The organism is Priestia sp. RMT2NF4 (assembly GCF_047872835.1).
Classification (GTDB): Bacteria; Bacillota; Bacilli; order Bacillales; family Bacillaceae_H; genus Priestia; species Priestia zanthoxyli.
Window position 1 is genome coordinate 123,598 of record NZ_JBLQZO010000003.1, and the last position, 19,348, is coordinate 142,945.

The 19,348-nt window shown below is 37.8% G+C and carries 20 protein-coding genes and 1 tRNA gene; 10 read left to right on the forward strand and 11 right to left on the reverse strand.

Annotation, left to right across the window (positions count from 1 at the left end; translation table 11 throughout):
- Positions 1-62: 62 nt before the first annotated feature.
- Complete coding sequence (locus ACMX9J_RS14170; protein WP_416225869.1) at positions 63-2,381, reverse strand: ATP-dependent helicase; 2,319 nt, start codon at positions 2,379-2,381, stop codon at positions 63-65.
- A 377-nt stretch (positions 2,382-2,758) separates the two neighbouring features.
- Between ACMX9J_RS14170 and ACMX9J_RS14175 the strand changes: the two genes are divergently transcribed.
- Entirely contained in the window at positions 2,759-3,010 is a 252-nt protein-coding gene (locus ACMX9J_RS14175) for a hypothetical protein (protein ID WP_033578061.1), read from the forward strand.
- A 75-nt stretch (positions 3,011-3,085) separates the two neighbouring features.
- On the opposite strand, the gene ACMX9J_RS14180 is transcribed toward ACMX9J_RS14175, so the two are convergent.
- The 6 genes from ACMX9J_RS14180 to ACMX9J_RS14205 all read right to left on the reverse strand — a co-directional run bounded on the left by ACMX9J_RS14180 (position 3,086) and on the right by ACMX9J_RS14205 (position 6,434).
- The gene (locus ACMX9J_RS14180; protein ID WP_033578062.1) at positions 3,086-3,763 is read right to left on the reverse strand and encodes a DUF421 domain-containing protein; all 678 of its coding nucleotides are present in this window, start codon (positions 3,761-3,763) and stop codon (positions 3,086-3,088) included.
- 89 nt (positions 3,764-3,852) lie between these two features.
- Positions 3,853-4,287, reverse strand: a complete 435-nt coding sequence (locus tag ACMX9J_RS14185; protein WP_033578063.1) for a GNAT family N-acetyltransferase — start codon at positions 4,285-4,287, stop codon at positions 3,853-3,855.
- A 5-nt stretch (positions 4,288-4,292) separates the two neighbouring features.
- On the reverse strand, positions 4,293-4,805 hold the full coding sequence (locus ACMX9J_RS14190; protein WP_013055455.1) for a YjcG family protein: 513 nt from the start codon (positions 4,803-4,805) through the stop codon (positions 4,293-4,295).
- Positions 4,806-4,887: 82 nt separating this feature from the next.
- Entirely contained in the window at positions 4,888-5,613 is a 726-nt protein-coding gene (locus ACMX9J_RS14195; protein WP_028412337.1) for an alpha/beta hydrolase, read from the reverse strand.
- A 137-nt stretch (positions 5,614-5,750) separates the two neighbouring features.
- Positions 5,751-5,951, reverse strand: coding sequence for a hypothetical protein (locus tag ACMX9J_RS14200; RefSeq protein WP_376184781.1), 201 nt, complete (start codon positions 5,949-5,951; stop codon positions 5,751-5,753).
- Between the two features lie 96 nt (positions 5,952-6,047).
- Complete coding sequence (locus ACMX9J_RS14205; RefSeq protein WP_028412336.1) at positions 6,048-6,434, reverse strand: hypothetical protein; 387 nt, start codon at positions 6,432-6,434, stop codon at positions 6,048-6,050.
- 172 nt (positions 6,435-6,606) lie between these two features.
- Here ACMX9J_RS14205 and ACMX9J_RS14210 point away from each other — a divergent pair, with 172 nt between their 5' ends.
- A complete protein-coding gene (locus ACMX9J_RS14210; protein WP_028412335.1) occupies positions 6,607-7,143 on the forward strand; it encodes a phosphatidylglycerophosphatase A in 537 nt (178 codons plus the stop codon).
- A 125-nt stretch (positions 7,144-7,268) separates the two neighbouring features.
- On the opposite strand, the gene ACMX9J_RS14215 is transcribed toward ACMX9J_RS14210, so the two are convergent.
- Together ACMX9J_RS14215 and ACMX9J_RS14220 are read right to left on the reverse strand one after the other, a co-directional pair.
- Positions 7,269-7,748: a GNAT family N-acetyltransferase gene (locus ACMX9J_RS14215; RefSeq protein WP_028412334.1), complete on the reverse strand. Its 480-nt coding sequence runs from the start codon at positions 7,746-7,748 to the stop codon at positions 7,269-7,271.
- A gap of 169 nt (positions 7,749-7,917) precedes the next feature.
- Positions 7,918-8,763, reverse strand: coding sequence for a MurR/RpiR family transcriptional regulator (locus ACMX9J_RS14220; RefSeq protein WP_014461544.1), 846 nt, complete (start codon positions 8,761-8,763; stop codon positions 7,918-7,920).
- Positions 8,764-8,913: 150 nt separating this feature from the next.
- Here ACMX9J_RS14220 and gnd point away from each other — a divergent pair, with 150 nt between their 5' ends.
- From gnd to ACMX9J_RS14245, 5 genes are all read left to right on the forward strand, one after another.
- Entirely contained in the window at positions 8,914-9,813 is a 900-nt protein-coding gene (gene gnd, locus ACMX9J_RS14225; protein ID WP_034269374.1) for a phosphogluconate dehydrogenase (NAD(+)-dependent, decarboxylating), read from the forward strand.
- A gap of 25 nt (positions 9,814-9,838) precedes the next feature.
- Positions 9,839-11,380, forward strand: a complete 1,542-nt coding sequence (gene gntK / locus ACMX9J_RS14230; protein ID WP_028412332.1) for a gluconokinase — start codon at positions 9,839-9,841, stop codon at positions 11,378-11,380.
- A 278-nt stretch (positions 11,381-11,658) separates the two neighbouring features.
- Positions 11,659-13,185: an NCS1 family nucleobase:cation symporter-1 gene (locus tag ACMX9J_RS14235; protein WP_416225870.1), complete on the forward strand. Its 1,527-nt coding sequence runs from the start codon at positions 11,659-11,661 to the stop codon at positions 13,183-13,185.
- Positions 13,186-13,454: 269 nt separating this feature from the next.
- Positions 13,455-14,783, forward strand: coding sequence for a gluconate:H+ symporter (locus ACMX9J_RS14240; RefSeq protein ID WP_034269380.1), 1,329 nt, complete (start codon positions 13,455-13,457; stop codon positions 14,781-14,783).
- A gap of 154 nt (positions 14,784-14,937) precedes the next feature.
- Positions 14,938-15,549 (forward strand): DUF1349 domain-containing protein, encoded by a 612-nt coding sequence (locus tag ACMX9J_RS14245; protein ID WP_028412329.1) that lies wholly within the window; start codon positions 14,938-14,940, stop codon positions 15,547-15,549.
- A gap of 38 nt (positions 15,550-15,587) precedes the next feature.
- Here the strand turns inward: ACMX9J_RS14245 and ACMX9J_RS14250 are convergent, their stop codons facing one another.
- On the reverse strand, positions 15,588-16,208 hold the full coding sequence (locus ACMX9J_RS14250; protein ID WP_033578070.1) for a YitT family protein: 621 nt from the start codon (positions 16,206-16,208) through the stop codon (positions 15,588-15,590).
- A 172-nt stretch (positions 16,209-16,380) separates the two neighbouring features.
- Between ACMX9J_RS14250 and ACMX9J_RS14255 the strand changes: the two genes are divergently transcribed.
- Positions 16,381-16,830 carry an Lrp/AsnC family transcriptional regulator gene (locus ACMX9J_RS14255; protein ID WP_034269385.1) on the forward strand — a complete coding sequence of 150 codons (450 nt, stop codon included), beginning with the start codon at positions 16,381-16,383 and terminating at the stop codon, positions 16,828-16,830.
- 27 nt (positions 16,831-16,857) lie between these two features.
- On the opposite strand, the gene ACMX9J_RS14260 is transcribed toward ACMX9J_RS14255, so the two are convergent.
- Entirely contained in the window at positions 16,858-17,613 is a 756-nt protein-coding gene (locus ACMX9J_RS14260; protein WP_416225871.1) for an arylamine N-acetyltransferase family protein, read from the reverse strand.
- Positions 17,614-17,947: 334 nt separating this feature from the next.
- Here ACMX9J_RS14260 and ACMX9J_RS14265 point away from each other — a divergent pair.
- A tRNA-Val gene (locus tag ACMX9J_RS14265) sits at positions 17,948-18,019 on the forward strand.
- 123 nt (positions 18,020-18,142) lie between these two features.
- Positions 18,143-19,234, forward strand: a complete 1,092-nt coding sequence (locus ACMX9J_RS14270; protein ID WP_416225872.1) for a tyrosine-type recombinase/integrase — start codon at positions 18,143-18,145, stop codon at positions 19,232-19,234.
- Positions 19,235-19,348: the final 114 nt, after the last annotated feature.

A 19,348-nucleotide genomic window follows, 5' to 3' on the forward strand; every position in this document is an offset into this window, starting at 1 on the left:
ATTTTGATTAACCGTTCGTACTTCAATTTGACTAAAATACTTTTGTCCCAGCCTTTTTTGCTTTATACTTTTTTTATAAAAGACTTCAGAAATCTTGAAGGATAAGCGGTTTTACCTCTTCTAGTTTGCGGAACAGATAAGTAAAGTGAATTCTGTGCACGCGTCATGGCTACATATAAAAGGCGGCGTTCTTCTTGAAGTGGCACATCATCTCCGCCTCGATAAGCTTCGAGTGCATAATCATGAGGCAATCCTCCGTCTACGCTGCTCAGTACGTATACATGCTTATATTCAAGACCCTTTGCTCGGTGAATGGTGGTTAGCTGAATACTTTCATTAAATTGCTTGCTTAAAGCTTTCATCTCTGTGTTCATGGCAATCATATGATCCACATGATCTAACAGTTCAGGTACGGTTTTGAATTTACGTGCTACAACTTTTAAATCCCGCACGTCATCCGAACCTTTTTCCATCATATTTCCTTCATTTCCGCGTTTTTTGACAAAATCATCGAATCCCATATCCTTAGAAATCGTCTCAAGTGCCAAAGAAGGAGACATTGATTTTAGCGACTTGAATAAAGGAATTACTTTCTTGAGCTTTTTTTGCTGGAACGGTTTTAAATCTTGAAGATATTCAAGCGCATCAATAAATGTACCGTCATGAAGAATACTTGCTGCTTTTAAGTCATTGACTGCTGTTTTCTTTAAAAAGAGTGCGTTCACTAAATCTTGTAGCGAACTTGCGTCATTTGGGTTCACGCTCAAGCGTAGAAATGAAAGTAAACTTCGAACCATTCTTCTTTTATAAAACGAATCCGCATCTTGTTCGATTGAAAATGGCAGGTTTGACTGCGATAAACGTTCAAAGATGGCGCGTGAAGAAGCGTGAGTTCGGTATAAGACCGCGAAGTCAGTTGGAGAAGCTCCTTGCTTAATCTTTTCTTTCATATCCGTTACAATCATTGTTGCTTCTTCTTCTTCGTCGTATGGAAAGAAGAAGGTAGGTCTTAACTCATTATCAAACTGGGCAGCCATTTCTTTTTGTCGGCGCGCTGTATTTCGTGCAATCACTTTATTAGCGGAAGAAACGATGGCGTGAGCTGAACGATAATTTTGGTTTAACGTAATAACAGTTGTATGAGCAAAATCTTTTTCAAAGTTTAAGATGAACGAAGGGTCGCTTCCGCGGAAAGCGTAAATTGATTGATCATCATCTCCTACGACACACAAGTTTTTAGAGTCTTCACTTAGCATTTTCATAATTTTATATTGAACTTTATTGATATCTTGAAATTCGTCAATTAAAAAATAGCGAAATCTTTTTTGATAACGAGTTAGCAAATCGGGATTTTGTTTTAGCATTTCATAACATCCATACAGCATGTCATCAAAATCGAATAGCTGTTTTTGCTTTTTGACTTCTTCATAGCGACGATATAAAAAGTGCACATCTTGTTCCCATTTGTCTTTTGGGCGAACATCTTTCACGCCAACAAGCGTGTTTTTCCAATAGCCGATTTGCTGAAGTGCCTGATCAAACGGGAAATCTTTTTCATCCACGTGGAGCTCTCTTGCTGCTTCTTTCACGATCTGTTCTTTTTGCCAATCCCATTTCAGCAGGCGATCCATTTGCCACGCTTGAGGATTGTGATGAACAATCATACGTAAGAAAATGCTGTGAAAAGTTCCAACTAGCATTTGACGAAGATGTAAGCCGGACATCTTTGGGTATGTAGCCAATCGTTCTTTCATTTCTTTAGCTGATTTAGCCGTGAAAGTCACCAGCATAATGGATTTTGGATCAATTTGTTTTTCTTGTATCATATATGCGGTGCGAGCTGTTAACACACGCGTTTTTCCGCTTCCTGCACCGGCTAGAATAAGAAGAGGTCCTTCTGAATGTGTAACAGCTTTCCATTGGTTCGAATCTAATTCAATACCGCTCTCTTTAAATTCATTTAAATAAGGAGAGTCAGAGTGTTTAGGAACAGGTGGTTTTGAGCGAAAAGCAGGAACACTTGAAAAAGGCGCGGAAGACCTCCATGTCGCTTTCTCTTTTACAGTTGAATTTTTCTCACTAATAGCTCGTCCTTTAGGAATACGAAATCCATTGGTTTCTCTGTATTCAGCCGGAGTTTCTTTTATTTGTTGTACAGCTGTTGTTTCTGATAGTGTGTCTGAACACTCTTCTCTTTCATGAGGAACTTGAGCATGATAAAAGTAAGGAGAATGTTCAATCCCCAGGTATAATTTAACTGGTTCTCCGCAGTGAGCACATGTTATTTCTCCTCGGAGACTAGCTTCATATAAATATTGAAATCGGTCTCTAGCCGTTATAGCAAGATTAAGTATCTGTTTTTGATAAAGTGCACGTTGCAAAAAACATGGCCTCCTTTGTAAAACATGAACAATCAATAGTAAATAAGAGGGAGTTAAAGCAAGAAGCCGCTCTTGTTCTACATCGATATAGATGTGTATATACGCACAGTTTTTATTCTATAATCAAAGTCTATCATATCAAAATCGTCTTTTTTTAAAAAGAGTACGGATATTTTTGGAGGGATACGATGTAAAAAAGGGTATATATTGAGTAAGAGGTCACATATGTTCAAAAAAAGGCGGTATAGATACAAAGTGCTATCTGTTTTGAACAAGTCTAGAAGAGGGCGTAAGTGAGCTGTTTCAATGTCGATACTTCTTGCGAAAAATACTGAGGTCCGGGAGTAGAAGGTATCTTGAAAAAGAGGAGGGTTCATATGGGATATATACTGCCCGTCACACCTTATCAATCTATTCAATATGCAAATCGCCTTCAAAAAAATAATGCTTCTTTTTCAAATCGTATTTGGCCTGTCCAGAAAAAAAGCTTTGACGAAGAGTTTGAATCGCGTTCTCACTCATTGGAATTGACGCCAAGCTCCGTACAAAAGCGAAAAAAGCTTCAAGCAGCAGAGCGTGTATACAGCAAGCTAACAAATAAGGGCCTAGTGATTAATACACGGGTATAATAGAAAAAATCGTGAACGCAGCAGAATGAATGCGCTCACGATTTTTAACAAAGTAATGAACAAGTAAAAAACACCTTAGTAAGATTCAATAAAAAGTGTACGGCCCTGCTGCCATTCAGCATAAAGCACCTGTTTATAATCGGTAAATCCCTGTTTTTTTAACTGTTTCTTTAGCCAGTCTTCATCAAAGCCTGACTGAATTAAGTTTTTCAAAAGCAAACGTCCATCACTGACGAAGGCGATAGATAAAACAGGTTCAGAAGGAGGCAGCTGCAGATCGCTTCTTGTTGGTTTAGCATAATCAGATTTTGGCAGTACGCTTAGCGAGCCATCTGTTTCTAAAATTGCATATTCAACTTCACGAATGGAAAACATGTCTTTTGAACGCAGCATATGAAGAAGCTGATCGATATCTAATCGATTTTTGCTAAGTTCTTTGTACGAAATTTTCCCTTTTCGAATAATGATAGATGGCCGTCCTTCTAAAAACAAGCGCAGGCGAATATTTTTTTGAGTAATAACTTCGGTGACATAAATAAGCGCTCCCCAAAAGATAACAGCAAATAAAATTTTGCCTATGCCTACTTCTGAGTCATATAACGCATTTCCTACTAACTCTCCTAATACAAGAGCAGAGATAAAATCAAAAGTGGTAAGCTGAGTGATCGTCGCTCTGCCTAAAAATTTAGTTAAGATAAACAAGCAGATAAATCCGATAAAGAGTTCTAGTGCAATTCCGATAAGTTCATCCATATTTTCACCTAATTCACATGATTAGGTATTAGTATAAGCAAAGCAAAGGTTCTTATCCTTTAAAAAAGCAAAAACACCAGGTTCAATTCCTAGTGTTTTTTACTTAGTTTCTTTACCATCTCTACATGTGGAATTCCAGCATCCATAAATTCACCTGAAACCGTTACGTAGCCTAGCTTTTTATAAAATCCTTCCGCATGCGTTTGAGCATGCAGCTTAATCTTTTCAATCTCATGCTCTGCTGCGATCTCTTCTAACTTATCCATCAAAAGCTTTCCTACACCATCTTTTCGATAAGAAGAAAGAACGCAGATTCGTTCGGCTTTTCCATAGTCCTCTACCATACGGAAGCGTCCTGCCCCAATTGGTGCAGTTCCTTTGTATACAACTAAATGCAGGGCTTCGGAATCGTATTCATCGATTTCTTGCTCTACATCAACCTGCTGTTCTTCTACAAATACTTTTTGACGTACGAAGTAAGCATCAGAAGGATCTTGTTTGTTCGTTAGTACTTTGATGTTCACGTATCTTATCCCTTTCCAAGACGAAATGTTTCAAACACAGTCCATGTTTCATTTTCAAGCTGGTACATTAAATGAAAGCGATCAACTGTTTCTTCATGAGCGACATCTACAAGCTTCAACTGGCTATACACATCTAAGTGCTCATCATCTGAAAGTCGTTGACCAATTGTAATATGTGGAATAAATGAATACTCAGTTGGCTGTTCGAGATTGCCTTCATGAAGTTTATTGTAAAGTGACGTCAGTTCTGGCTTTTGTTCCACTTTTAAGTAAATAACGTTATTGGCTGGTGAAAATGAGCTTACTTTCGTTACATTTAATGTAAATGGATTTGTTTCTTCGGCAATTTTACGCAAATTAGCCGCAATTTCATCAATTTGGTCTTCTGTAGCTTCAAAGACTTCTTTTAATGTAAGATGAGGCGGAATTAATGAATAGTGAGAATCATAGCGCTTTCGATAAGAATTCGCTACATCTTGCAATTTTTTAGATGGAAAAAGTACAACGCCAAATTTCATAAAAAATCCCTCCAAAGTAAGATCATAAAATATGTATAAAGCGAGCTTATTATAACAAATTTTCAAAAAATATGATATCTTTCTACTTCAACATATATTGAAGCGACCGCTTTACGTCTTTTTGCCAGTATTTCCACGTATGATTTCCGTTAAATTCTTCATAGAAAACAGAATATCCACGCTGCTTCATTTGTTCGTGCAACAAGCGGTTAGGCTCAATAAAGTTCAATATACCGTCTTGTGTTGTTTTGACATCCGTTTCTTCCGTTCCAATAACATGATACAAATCCAGAAGTGAAGGAGAAGCAAATGAGTTGACCGTTTGTAATACAGCATCGTTCACGAAAGGAGAATGCATAATTACTTTCCCGAACGTGTGAGGATACGCAATGGCCGTCAGCAGTGAAACTGTAGCAGCAAGCGAATCACCAATTAGAACACGCGATTTTCCCATTTGATATGTAGGATATGTTTTATCCAAAAATGGCACAAGTTCATGTGCTAAAAAGCGAATGTAAGCATCTACCTGTTTTCCTTCTGGATGATACTTATCGCGTCTGTCTTCCACGCTTTTATATGGAATTCCAACAAAAATAGTACGATCGATTTCTGACTCGTTCATTAAATCATCGATTAAACGAGGTGTACGTCCGTACATAACATAATCTTTTCCGTCTTGGGCGATAAGTAGAGAATACTTATAGAGCGTAGAATAGTTTGACGGCAAATAGACTAGCAACGTGACATCTTCTTGCAGTGCGTCACTATAAAAAGAAATTTCTTCTAACTTCCGCTTACTTTCTGACATGAATAATCGACTCCTATGCATTTGAATGAAAGCGTTACCTTTATTGTAACACATTTTCTAAAAATCGTTCTTTATTTTATTGTAACGAATTTTTTAGCGAATGACGAGAAAGAGGCATGCGTTGCTAAAAAAAGAGGTTAGGACGTAACGAAATGAATTTCATCCAAACATGAACAATCTGGATATATAATCTGGACAGCTTGCTCGGCCGCAGTTGATTTCCGTGCAAGACTCCGCTTTCCGCGGGCGGCCGGTGAGCCTTCTCGTCGCTTGTGCTCCTGCGGGGTCTCACCTGTTCCGCTGTTTCCGCAGGAGTCTTCGACTTGCCCTCCAATCAACTGCTAGAAGGAATGAAACAGATAAAACCTGCGTCCACTTTAACAAAAAAAAACGAATCATCAATCAAACAGTTTGATTGATGATTCGTTTTTTTGTTAATCTAATTTTTTCATCTTTTTAAACATATCTTTTTCTGCTTGAGTGGCTTTTTCTAGCGGTTTTTTCGTATATTCCTCTTCTTTTTCATCAATCGAAACCAATTCTGTGTCATTTTTTACATAACTTCGGATATTGCGAGCACCGAAATAGCCGTTTACATCTTTCAAAATAGGCTTGTTTTCTTTTTGATCATAAAGAGTATATGAATTCTCTTCTTTAACGATAGCATAGTGATTTCCTGCGAGCAGAGCCACAGCTTCTTTTTCGCTTTTTCCAAAAGTAGACATGAGAAACAGAACGATTAAGATGATAAAGAAAAGGGCTGTTGCGCCAATGAAAAATAATAATAAGCCTCTGCTAAATTTACTTTGTTTTTCTTCCACAGTAGACAAACCTCCTGATTCGATAATTTTATTATAGCAAGTAAATGTAATGAGCGCCTAAAGAGATATGTGACGAGTTTATGAACTCAGGCGGATGAACAAAAAAGGTTTTTAGCGGCTCTCATCGAATTTAGTATAAAGAGAGACAACAACTTGAAAAGGAGAGAGAGACATGACAGCGAAAAAAATCCCAACGAGCAAAGAAGTAGCAAAGGCAACATTTAATTTGCTGGAAGAGCGTGGCGTAACAGTTTTGGATATTGCTGAAATTGTGTATGATTTACAGCTTCCTTATCATCCAGCTCTAACCATTCAGGAATGCGCTGAAAGCGTAGAGAGAGTACTGCAAAAGCGAGAAATTCAGCATGCCCTTCTAGTTGGAATCGAACTTGATAAGTTAGCTGAGCAAAATAAATTATCAGAACCTCTTCAAAGTATTGTAGAACAAGACGAAGGGTTGTTTGGCGTTGACGAAACGATTGCTTTAGGTGCCGTTTTAACCTATGGCAGTATCGCTGTTACGACCTTTGGCTATTTAGATAAAGTAAAAGTAGGTATTATTGAAAAGCTGGACTGTAAAAAAGAAAAAGGAGTTAATACCTTTTTAGATGATTTGGTAGCGAGCGTAGCTTCTAGTGCGGCAAGTCGTTTGGCTCACCGTCAGCGTGATGAACAAGAACAGCTGCAAGAAGGCAATCCGGCTACGTAATAAACTTCTTTTAGTATGTATATAAGCTGCGTAAATTAACGCGTTAAAATGATTGAGTCTTTTATTTGAATAACGGAGGCTAGGCACGTAGGAGATACGTGCCTAGCCTCCGTTAATGGAACGACTTATGGCTGTAGTGAAGTAGTCATAAGATAGCTTAAGTTTTCCAGTCCAAGACTTTCATAAAAAGCACGTGCTTTTTCGTTAAATGCCCATACGGTAAGCTGGAGGTCATTTGCTCCTTTTTGTACAGCCCACTGTTTTGTAGCAGAAAAAAGACCTTTTCCTACCCCATAATTTTGAAAGCCTTTTTTTACACCAAAATATTGGATGTATGCTGTGTAGGAAAGCGGAGCTAACGTGGTGGGAGGGTTATATTTTAATTCAACAACAGACGCTCCAATAATTTGATTTCGATATTGAGCTACAAGAATATCAATGGTTGCATAATAAAGGGTAGCTTGATATTGTTCTGGAGATAAAACAGCCATTTGGTTATCAAACATAGAAGGAAGCGCATTTGCGTGGAGTTCTAGTGATTCCCCTAATATTTTATTTACTTCTGTATAATCATCTAGTTTTGCAGTGCGATAGATAATATCCATACACACTTCACCTACTTTTTAAAAGTTGTGCTTTATCATATGTAGCAACTTAGAAAATGTTAAATGAGAATGAAAACCTGAAAATTTTAAGTGAAGAACCGCACTAAACAGAGCATATATTTTATGCTCTGTTTGATGTTGTAGTTGAAGAATATATAAGGGCGAAACATTAAATTCTAGTTTCAGCAATAGCATCGCGTACTTTTTCAAGCGAGTGTTTAGAGGTGTCTTTATTCGCAATCATTACATTAACATACAAAGCATCAATGAGGCTTAGCTGTCCAATTCTCGAGGCGAGAGCTTCAGATCGATATTCGGTTTCTTCTGAACTTGTATAAAGAGAAACGTCAACGTTTTGACTTAATGGAGATTTAGGAAAACCTGTGATCCCGATCGTTTTGGCGCCGTTCGCTTTTGCTGTATTTAAAATGTTCATCGTGTCTTTATTTGTTCCAGAATGAGAAATCACTACCGCTACATCTTGTTTCGTCAATTGAGAAGCGGACATAAGCTGGAAATGGGAATCGATAAATGCAAACGTTTTAATTCCTGTTCGCACAAATTTATGAAAAGCATCCATAGCCACGACTGAAGAGCCTCCCGTGCCATAAAATTGAACTTTATCGGCCTTCATTAAAAGTTTGACGGCTTTTTCAATAGCATTGCCCTCTAGTATTTGTAATGTATTCTCAAGCGTTCGCACGTTGGAGCGAAAGATTTTTTCAGCGATCGTTTTTTCATTATCCGTTTCAGCAATTTCCTCGTGAATCTGCTGAATAGGCGTCATAATTTCAGCAGCCAGCGCTATTTTCATCGCCTGATAGCCCTTGAAGCCAATTCGTTTACAAAAGCGAAAGACTGTTGCATCAGCTACATTTAAATCGTCTGCTACTTCGTTAATGGTACTGTGAATAATTTGTTCCGGCTGTTCTAAAATATAATTTGCAATTTTTTTCTCTTTTTCACTGAATCTAGCATAGTGAGAACGAATTTTTCCTAAACAATTTTGCGTCATAACTGATGTTCCTTTCCACGAATTTAGTAGTAAAAAGAGTATAGCACAAAAATATGTGTGAAAAAAATTTTCTTGTAAACGATTGCAAAATGAAAAATAATTCGTATAATGGAGGTAATGTGAAATTTTTTTTCAAAGGGAGTTTGTAAAATGAAAATTGGATTAATCGGTTTAGGAAAAATGGGATATAATTTATCATTAAATTTAATGGACAATCATCATGAAGTTGTAGCTTATGATGTGAATAAAGAAGCGGTAGAAAAACTTTCAAATGAAGGAGCAGCTGGTGCCTTTACTATTGAAGAGTTAGTCAACGAACTGCCTGCTTCACCTAAAGTTGTATGGGTTATGGTTCCGGCTGGAGAAGTAACGGAAAATGTGATTACAGAACTAAAAGAACTTCTGTCAGAAGGAGATATTGTAATAGATGGAGGAAACTCTAATTATAAAGAATCTGTTCGACGTGCTCAGGATCTTCAGGAAAAAGGTATTTACTTCTTTGATGTAGGGACAAGCGGCGGAATGGAAGGTGCAAGAAACGGAGCGTGTACAATGATTGGCGGAGATGCAGAAGCATTCCGTACAATTGAGCCAATTTTTAGTGATATTTGCGTAGAAAATGGATTTATGTACGCAGGCAAAAGCGGAAGCGGTCACTTTTTAAAAATGGTTCATAATGGTGTAGAATATGGAATGATGCAATCCATTGCTGAAGGATTTGAAGTTCTGGAAAAAAGTCAGTTTGATTTCGACTATGAAGCCGTAGCGCGCGTTTGGAATAACGGATCTGTCGTTCGCTCTTGGTTAATGGAACTAACGGAAAATGCGTTTTCAAAAGATCCTAAACTAGATAGTATTAAAGGAGTCATGCAGTCTTCTGGTGAAGGGAAATGGACCGTAGAGACTGCCCTTGATCTTCAAACGGCAACTCCTGTTATTGCTTTATCGCTAATGATGCGCTATCGTTCATTAGAGGAAGATACATTTACAGGAAAAGTTGTAGCAGCACTTCGAAATGAATTCGGCGGTCACGGTGTTGTAAATAAGTAAAGTAGTAAAGTAGGGGGACAGCAGCATGAGCAAAAAATATGCAATAGGTGTAGATATCGGAACAACGAGTACAAAGTCTGTATTATTTTCAGTAGACGGTACAGTCATTGCTAACCATGGGATTGAGTATCCACTATACTCGCCTACGCCCGCGATGGCTGAGCAAGATCCTGAAGAAATTTTTCAAGCAGTTGTACGTACCATTCAAACGGTTGTAAAAACAAGCGATGTAAAACCTGAGGATATTTTATGCGTTTCATTCAGCTCAGCTATGCACAGTGTTATTGCCGTTGATCAGCAGGGAAAGCCGCTGACAAAATGTATTACGTGGGCCGATAATAGAAGTGCAGAATGGACGGAAAAAATTAAAAATGAATACAACGGCCATGAGATTTATTTACGTACAGGCACGCCTATTCACCCGATGTCGCCACTTTCCAAGCTAACATGGCTTTCTAATGAACAGCCTGAATTAGTGAAGGGAACACATAAGTTTATTTCAATTAAAGAATATGTATTCTTTAAGTTGTTTAACGAATATGTGATCGACTATTCGATTGCATCAGCAACAGGTTTATTTAATCTGAAAAATCTTGCGTGGGATGAAGAAGCATTAAAAGTAGCAGGTGTGACGACAGATCAGCTATCCACTCCTGTTTCAACTATGCACCAAGTGAAAGGGCTAAACACAGAGCTTGCAGTTGAGATGCACTTACTGCCGGATACGCCCTTTATTGTAGGTGCAAGCGATGGCGTATTATCAAACTTAGGTGTAAATGCGATTGAACCAGGCGTTGTTGCAGTAACAATTGGGACAAGCGGAGCTATTCGAGCAGTCACTGACAAGCCAGTAGTCGATCCTAAAGGTCGTATTTTCTGTTATGCGTTGACAGAAGACCACTGGGTAATTGGCGGCCCTGTAAATAACGGAGGCATGATTTTTAGATGGGCTCGTGATCAATTTGGAGCGTCGGAAGTCGAAACAGCTAAACGTCTTGGAAAAGATCCATATGAAGTATTAACGGATATTGCGGCTTTAGTGAAACCTGGAGCAGACGGCTTATTGTTTCATCCATACCTGTCAGGAGAGCGTGCGCCGCTTTGGGATGCAAATGCTAAAGGTTCGTTCTTTGGCCTAGGTTTGCATCATAAAAAAGAACATATGATTCGCGCCGTATTAGAAGGCGTTATTTTTAACTTGTATACGGTATTATTGGCACTTGAAGAGTTAATTGGAGAACCTACTAAAATTCAGGCAACAGGCGGATTTGCACGTTCCGCACTTTGGCGCCAAATGATGGCAGATATTTTTAACCAAGAAGTATCCGTGCCGGAAAGCTTTGAAAGTTCATGTCTAGGAGCAGTTATTCTTGGCTTATATAGCCTTGGCGAAGTCGACTCATTAAACGTTGTTTCTGATATGGTTGGAGCGACTAATCATCATTATCCAATCAAAGAAAACAGTGAAGTATATAAAGAGTTAACGACTATCTATATTCGTTTGGCTCGTTTATTTAAAGAAGAATACGAAAGCATTACGGCTTTTCAAAAAAAATACGTACATTAAGTTCAAAAATCATCGCTTGAAGCTTTCAGGCGATGATTTTTTGTGTGTTAGGTTATCTAACAACCAAAAGAGTTAACACTACACAATATATAAAAGTTCCCTCAAATAATGTTACAATTTGTCCAGTGTATCCCTGTTTCGCATTAAATATAATAAGGAATAACGTTAGTATTTATCACATACTAGAAGGAATCGTCACAAACGCCTTTATATTTCAGAAAATTCAAATAAAATTTGTTTTTTGAAATGAACTTATTTTATGAAAAGGGGTTTTATGGATGAAAACACAAATCGAGCAAGATGGAATTGTGACGCTCACAGATGAGACGCACAATCAGCTGAGCGGAAGCGATCTTTGGAATGAAGATTTACGTCCTACTACGATGAAAGAACATTCTTGGAAAGGAGTTAACTTTGCCACGCTTTGGATTGGGATGTGTCTGTGTATTCCAGCTTACACAATGGCGAGCGGAATGATGACGCTTGGAATGAACTGGTGGCAGGCAATTGGTACAATCTTTTTAGGAAATGTAATTGTTCTTATTCCTATTTTGCTTAATTCTCACGCTGGAACCAAGTTTGGCATTCCTTATCCGGTATTTGCCCGCCTGTGGTTTGGAGATAAAGGAGCACATATCCCAGCACTGGCTAGGGCTATTGTGGCTGCTGGATGGTTTGGAATTAATACATGGATTGGAACGGAAGCAATTGATACACTGCTAAGCGCTTCATTTTCATCTTGGAATGGTTTAGCTGGTCATACAGCCATTGTATTTGCTCTCTTTTGGCTTTTAAATGTAGGAGTGGCGTATAAAGGACCGCAAGCAATTAAAGTGTTAGGAGCGATTGCTGCTCCGGTTATTGGTATTTCAGCTATTATTCTTTTTATATGGGCTTATACAAACTCAGGAGGGTGGGGACCCATTTTATCTACGCCTTCTAAATTTACATCCACCCGAGAATTTCTAGCTGTATTTTTCCCTGCTTTAACCGGAGTCATTGCATTTTGGGCGACGCTCGCTTTGAACATTCCGGATTTTTGTCGATATGCTAGAAGCCAGAAATCCCAAATGGTTGCGCAAACCTTCTCCTTGCCGTTGACGATGAGTGTTTTTTCATTTATTGGAATTGCTGTTACCTCGGCAACCATCGTTATATTCGGAGAAGCTATTTGGGATCCAGTGGCGTTAGTAGCTAAATTCCCTCCGTTTATCATTTTCTTAGGAACAATCGTTATCGTGCTTTCTTCTTTGACGATTAATGTGGGAGCAAATATTGTGGCGCCGGCCCGTGCAATTGAGAATCTGAATCCAAAGAAAATCACGTTTGCGATGGGAGCGCTAGTAACCGGTATCTTTGCTATTTTGCTTCAGCCATGGTACATCATGTCTAATTTCGGGAATTATATCTTTGGATGGCTTGGAACATACGGAGCGCTGCTTGGTCCTATAGACGGCATCGCCATTGCTGACTACTGGCTTGTAAGAAGGAGACAGATGGCATTAAAGGATTTATACGAGGTAAACGGTCGCTATAGTTATTCAACTGGTTTTAATAAAAACGGTATTTATGCATTAGTAATTGGCGTGGCCATACCTGTTTTAGGCTTACTGATTCCTGGACTGCGCTTTTTATGGGATAATGCCTGGACATTTGGTCTATTCATTTCTATCATCGCCTATACGTATCTCATGAGAGGAGATAAAAGTGTATTAGCGCCGGGAGAATATGAAGAAATAACGTTAAAAACAAGCGAAAAACCAATTATCGACAGTCAAACCGCTGATCCCACCATCACTAAATAAATAAGATAAATCCAATCATTAACATGATTGGATTTTTTTATGAGTTGAAACTCTATGGAAGAAAATTGATAAAATTTTTTTGAGTTTTTTTATTGATTTAAGAATTTTTTTTTCATATAATTTAAGTAATAAAAAGATGAAATCGTTTTCTGATTTAATTAATGTAAACGATTTCGATAATTAAAACGTATTTTTAAAAAAACTAACAGGTTTAGAGCTTTTTTGCTACATAAAGAAAGCGTTTACTTAAGGGGAAGGTGGAAAGCAAGATGGATGCATACTTATTAGCTATTACGGTTGTCGCAATTGTTATTGTTATTGTAGGTGTTTCAGTTTTTAAATGGCATGCGTTTATCAGTTTAACGGTTGCGAGTTTGTTTTTAGCAATTGCTTCTGGGTTATCAATGGATAAAATTGTTGCCGCTTACGAAACGGGAGTGGGCGGTGTTTTAGGACACTTAGTAGGAATTTTAGCACTGGGAACAATTTTAGGTAAGCTGATGGCTGATTCAGGCGCTGGCATGCAGGTAGCGGATTATTTTGTAAGAATATTCGGTGTGAAAAGATTGCCGTGGGCAATGCTAGTAGCAGGTTTCATTATTGGTATTCCTGTTTTCTTCGAAGTAGGAATTTTAATCTTACTGCCTTTAGTTATTTCGATTCATAAAACAACAAAACAAAATATATTATTGATTGCTCTGCCAGTTATTGCAGGATTATCAATTGTTCACGGTCTCGTTCCTCCTCATCCGGGAGCGATGGCAGCTATTAGTATTTACGGAGCAAATACGGGGAAAGTGCTTTTATACGCGTTAATCATTTCAATTCCAGCAGCAGTTATCGCTGGACCAGTTTTTGCAAAATGGGTTAACAAACGAGTAATTCCAGAAGGAGAGCCGGATTTAATTCGTATCACGACAACATCTAAAGATCTGCCTGGTACAGGCGTTTCATTCTTTGTTATTTTACTTCCTGTTTTATTAATGGTTTTAGCAGCAATAGTGCCTATTATTAACGGATTGCCAAGCGGCGTAGTGAAGTTTGTAGAATTAATAGGAAGTCCATTAATTGCACTTTTAATTTCTTGTTTTGCAGCGTTTTACCTGCTTGGAAAACGTCAAGGTATGACAAAAGATGTGATTAAAAAACTAACTGAAGAATGTTTGCTTCCTGTAGGATCTATTGTCTTGATTATTGGTGCAGGCGGTGGCTTCAAACAAGTATTAATCGATAGTGGAGTAGGTACAACGATTGGTCAAATGTCTGAACATCTATCTCTATCACCACTTGTACTTGCATTTTTAATTGCTGGATTAATCCGTATCGCTACGGGTTCAGCAACAGTTGCATTAACAACAGCGGCGGGTATTGTTTCACCGATCATTGAGCACATGTCTGGTGTTAATTTAGAACTTCTGGTTATCGTTACGGGCGCGGGTTCACTAATGTTCTCTCACGTTAATGATGCTGGATTCTGGATGGTGAAGGAGTATTTAGGATTAACAGTAAAAGAAACGTTCAAAACATGGACTGTTCTGGAAACGCTTCTATCCTTTATTGCTTTTGCAGGAGCACTTATTCTAAATGCAATAATCTAAAAATAAGACTCTTTTACTCTATGTAAAAGAGTCTTATTTTTTTATGAAAGAAAAGAATTTACTAGAAAAATAATCAAAATATTTTATTTATTCGTTAAATTATGGCAAAATAGAAATAGAAGAACAATAGCTTCTAAGAAGGGAATGACAGAGAGTGAGTAATCAACTAGTATTTTTCACAAACTTTTCAGAAGGAAAATTAGATTCAGACGTTTCTTGGTATTGTCCACCAGCTCAATTTCAAATTGATACGGAAACGAATCGATTAGTGATTAAAACAGACGCTAAAACAGATTTTTGGCAGCGTACTCATTATGGCTTTGAAGCGGACAATGGACACTTTCTTTACCGTGAAGTAGAAGGCGACTTTGAAATCATGACAAAGGTGCATACATATCCAGTTAATCGCTACGATCAAGCAGGTCTCATGATTCGTGTATCAAAAGATACGTGGATCAAAACGTCAGTTGAATACAATCCCGATGGCCCTAACCAATTAGGAGCAGTCGTAACCAACCAGGGCTTCTCAGATTGGTCCAGTCAAAATTTTACTCAAAACAAATCAGCGCTTTATTTTAAAATTCAGCGCAAAAATGATGATTACACCGTTTGTTATTCAAGTGATGGAGATTCCTGGACTCAGCTCCGACTCGCTCACTTATTGCACTCATCCAAAGAACCTGTTCAAGTTGGGATTTACGCTTGTAGTCCTCAAGGAGAAGGATATGAGGCCCAATTTGATTTTATAAAAGTAGAAAAGCTTTAAACGAAAAACACGATTTAGTCACAGCTAAATCGTGTTTTTTATTTAGAGAGTACATTATCTAAAGGCTGTGTGGCAGCAGTGGGTGTCGATTGATTGTGTAAAGCAATTTTTTGTTTGAAATAGCTGATGACAAACCCTGTAATCGCAATGGACATAACAGAGAAAATTCCTTTTGAAAATCCAATTGAATACATGCTCGACAGCACGACGAGGAAATCAAATGAAAAATTCACTTTTCCAGGATCCCAACCGAATTTTCGCTGCGCGAATAACGCTAGAATATTAGCACCCCCAAGAGAAGCTCCGTTCATAAATAAAATGGATAAGCCAAGACCGGCAATTAGTCCGCCCGTAACAGCACCCATCAGGCTGGGAAGTGTAAAAGCAGGAAGCAAGTGATCGAGTGAAGTGAGAAGTGATAGCAAAGACACTGATCCTATAGTTGTGACGGTAAATTTCCATCCCATTTGAAAGAAGGAAAAGAGATAAAAAGGAATATTAATGAGAAAAAAAATCACCGCAAACGACAAAGGAAGGGCATATGACAAGCTAAGAGACAGACCAGCTGTTCCCCCCGTCACTACGTGAGAGTGCCGCAAGATAAGAACACCAATACTTGCAATCGTACATCCAAGAATAATCCATAAAACTTTTTTCATAAATAAACCCCTTTGTTTGTTTTTTCGGAATTTTCATTTTCAATTATCTACTTTAATGATAGGATATTAAATAAAGAAAACACATGTATAAATGAAGGAAATAATACTTGTTCTGTTATCAACTTGAATAAAGATTTTATTTATTATATTCATTTTGAAAGGAAAGGTTTGTATGGATCAAATCGATGCACAATTATTGTCTATTTTGCAAAGAGACGGGCGTATGACGATTAGTGATTTATCAAAAAAGCTGGCTCTTAGCCGTCCAAGCGTATCAGAAAGGCTGCAGCGCCTTCAGGAACGAGGAGTGATACAGCGTTTCAGCGCTACGGTGTCTCCGAAAGCTTTAGGGAGAGATACACAGCTGTTTATTCAAGTAAGCGAATTAAAAAGAAAACCAGAGGAATTTGAAGACTTTATTGAGCAAAATGAAGATGTGCTTGAATGTCATCGCGTAACGGGACCGGTTTCTTATTTTATCAAAGCAGCCGTATCTGGAATGGATGGACTTAGAATGCTCGTGGATGAACTGATTCCTTATGGAAATGTGAATACCTCAATTATTTTAAAGTCGCCTGTAGAAAACAGGATGATTACTCCTATACAAAAACCGACCCCATAAGAGGCCGGTTTTTTGTGTAAGGACATATTAATAAAACCCTTTAATAATATAAAAATGATTTTGCAAAATATCAGGAACTTCTTCTTCTGAAACGTTTCTTTTCGTCTTTTTTCCGCTGTCTGTTACAGTTAGTGTTTCACCAGAGAGGGTAATTCGCCCTGTAGGTGTTGCGATCGTAACAAGGCGTTTGTGTACAAACGGAGAATCAGCTGAAGTTTGATTGAACTCACACATGGGAGTAAAGTCTGTCAGTTTCTTAGGAAGCGTAGACACACGGTACAGCGTTTTCCATACATCATGTTCCCATCGCTGCAAATCATACATATGCTCAGCAACGTTTGTCATACGATAAGAGCCGCTTACATCTCTTACTACTTCGCCATTTAAAGGCATTGGCTTGCGAACAGAATCTCCAAATCCAACGTCTACGATATAAGACTGATTTTTAACCGTCACAAGGTTTGTAGCGTGACTTCCTTCAATGGTCCACGTGCCATCGGGTTTTTTGACGGTAGCTGAAACGTACGAGACTTCATAACCGCTTTCTTTTAACAGCCAGCCAAATAAACCGTTTAATTCGTAGCAAAATCCTCCGCGCAAATTTACAATTACTTTTTGAAAGATCCGTTCTAAATCAATGATAATAGGAGTTTGAGACAAAACGTCTAAGTTCTCAAACGGAACATGAAGCATATGCTTGTTCTGTAAAGCAGCTAAGTTTTCATACGTTGGACTATCCGGTTTCTTAGCTAAAAACCGACTAAAATAATAATTAATATTCATCAAATACACCTCTTAGTGAATCATTTCTCTTTGTCTTTAAGCTTAGCAGAATATTCATGTAACAGCGTTTTTTCAATGGTTTCTTTGGAAGCAAATTCTTTCAATCTCAGCTTTTTGTTCTTTACTGACTTCTCTTAAAGGATTAGTGGCTAGAAAACATAGTGGACAGACAAAATCAAAATAAAATTCAGCGTGTGCTTTCATCCCGTCATGCTCCTTTATGGCATGTTTTTAGTTTATCAAAAGTAAAGACGGTTCTTCCAACTTGGGGACTGTGGAAAAATAGTTGACAAAATTGGATAACTCTTTCTATAATATAGTCAATACATATCACGAGCGATTAGTTCAGTGGGAGAATACATCCTTGACAGGGATGGGGTCGGGGGTTCGAATCCCTCATCGCTCATACCATTGAATTTGTTGCGTTGGCGCTGTTTTTACTAACAGCAAAACCTTCGTAGTGATTCAATCAAGCTTTGACGAAAACACTTCGTTCATTCTAATTCTAGAGTGAAGGAGTGTTTTTTTGTTGACTTCATTTAACTACTTTGATGAAAAACCACGAGTTAATAAACGACAACCCCATAAACGAAAAGACGAAAAGATATTAAAGAAAGATTCCGCAAAAATCGTCTTTGAGAAATTCATTGAGTTTAAAGCCAAACAGAATTTAAGAGCACCGTCTTTAAATAAATTCATTGCATTGTTTAAAAACTTGGAAACGTTCCATGAAACAAGAAGTAAAACAACTTTGCATGTGACGCATATTACAACGGAGTTTATAAGCGATTATGTGTATTGGCTAAAACACGAATATGTAAAATTCGAAAATAACAATAATGTTCCCGAACACGTTAAAACAATTGGGCTAGCAGACGCTTCAATTGCTACTCGTATACGGTCTTTAAAAACATTTATCAATTGGTGTGTGAGAAAAAAGGTGATTCAAAGCAATCCATTTGATAATTGGGAAGGTTTTAAACAGAACAGCAAAGAGATTGATGTTTTAACGAGGAATGAGCTAAATAACTTGCTCAAAGTGGCTAAGTTTTATTCAAATAAATCTTTCAAATACTTTAGAGATACTGTTTTGCTACATTTACTAATTGATGGCATGTTACGTATCACAGAAGCATTACTATTGTCACCAGACGACATTGACCATGTGAACAGAACTATATTGATTCGCTCAGCAAATGCGAAATCACGTAAAAGTCGTATTATTCCTTTGAGTAATAAAACATATCGCTTGCTAAATAAATTGCTAGATGAAAATGAAGCGTTTGAAGGAGATACGGATAATTTAGTTTTCTTGTCACTTTCAGGGCTTATGTTGAACAAAAATAATGTTCTACGCGATTTGAAAAAGTGGGCGAAGGAAGCAGGAATCAAGAAACGATTTTATTTGCATTTAATTCGCCATTCGGTGGCAACAGAATATCTTCGTTCGTCAGGGGACGTTGAATCATTGCGTAAAATTCTGGGACATGCTGATTTACGCACAGTTTTAATTTATAGTCATTTGGCAGATAGCACTGTAAAAGAAAAACATCAAAGTCATGGGTTTTTTGGAAGTGAAAATATGACTCAACGTAAGCGTTCTAATAAAAGAAGAAAGTAGTTTAGAAGAAATTGAGCTTGTGTTAGTATAGAAAAGTTTACAAAATAAAAACGAACGGATTATAGGAGTGCAATCCTACCGCTCGTTTCTCGACAAATCCATGAAGGATTCATG

Coding starts and splice junctions, on each gene's coding strand:
- ACMX9J_RS14220 (WP_014461544.1), bottom strand. CDS start 8,763: ATGACGCAAAATTGTTTAGGAAAAATTCGTTCTCACTATGCTAGATTC.
- ACMX9J_RS14240 (WP_034269380.1), top strand. CDS start 13,455: ATGGATGCATACTTATTAGCTATTACGGTTGTCGCAATTGTTATTGTT.
- ACMX9J_RS14190 (WP_013055455.1), bottom strand. CDS start 4,805: ATGAAATTTGGCGTTGTACTTTTTCCATCTAAAAAATTGCAAGATGTA.
- ACMX9J_RS14260 (WP_416225871.1), bottom strand. CDS start 17,613: ATGAATATTAATTATTATTTTAGTCGGTTTTTAGCTAAGAAACCGGAT.
- ACMX9J_RS14175 (WP_033578061.1), top strand. CDS start 2,759: ATGGGATATATACTGCCCGTCACACCTTATCAATCTATTCAATATGCA.
- ACMX9J_RS14195 (WP_028412337.1), bottom strand. CDS start 5,613: ATGTCAGAAAGTAAGCGGAAGTTAGAAGAAATTTCTTTTTATAGTGAC.
- ACMX9J_RS14215 (WP_028412334.1), bottom strand. CDS start 7,748: ATGGATATTATCTATCGCACTGCAAAACTAGATGATTATACAGAAGTA.
- ACMX9J_RS14180 (WP_033578062.1), bottom strand. CDS start 3,763: ATGGATGAACTTATCGGAATTGCACTAGAACTCTTTATCGGATTTATC.
- ACMX9J_RS14255 (WP_034269385.1), top strand. CDS start 16,381: ATGGATCAAATCGATGCACAATTATTGTCTATTTTGCAAAGAGACGGG.
- ACMX9J_RS14250 (WP_033578070.1), bottom strand. CDS start 16,208: ATGAAAAAAGTTTTATGGATTATTCTTGGATGTACGATTGCAAGTATT.
- ACMX9J_RS14210 (WP_028412335.1), top strand. CDS start 6,607: ATGACAGCGAAAAAAATCCCAACGAGCAAAGAAGTAGCAAAGGCAACA.
- gnd (WP_034269374.1), top strand. CDS start 8,914: ATGAAAATTGGATTAATCGGTTTAGGAAAAATGGGATATAATTTATCA.
- gntK (WP_028412332.1), top strand. CDS start 9,839: ATGAGCAAAAAATATGCAATAGGTGTAGATATCGGAACAACGAGTACA.
- ACMX9J_RS14235 (WP_416225870.1), top strand. CDS start 11,659: ATGAAAACACAAATCGAGCAAGATGGAATTGTGACGCTCACAGATGAG.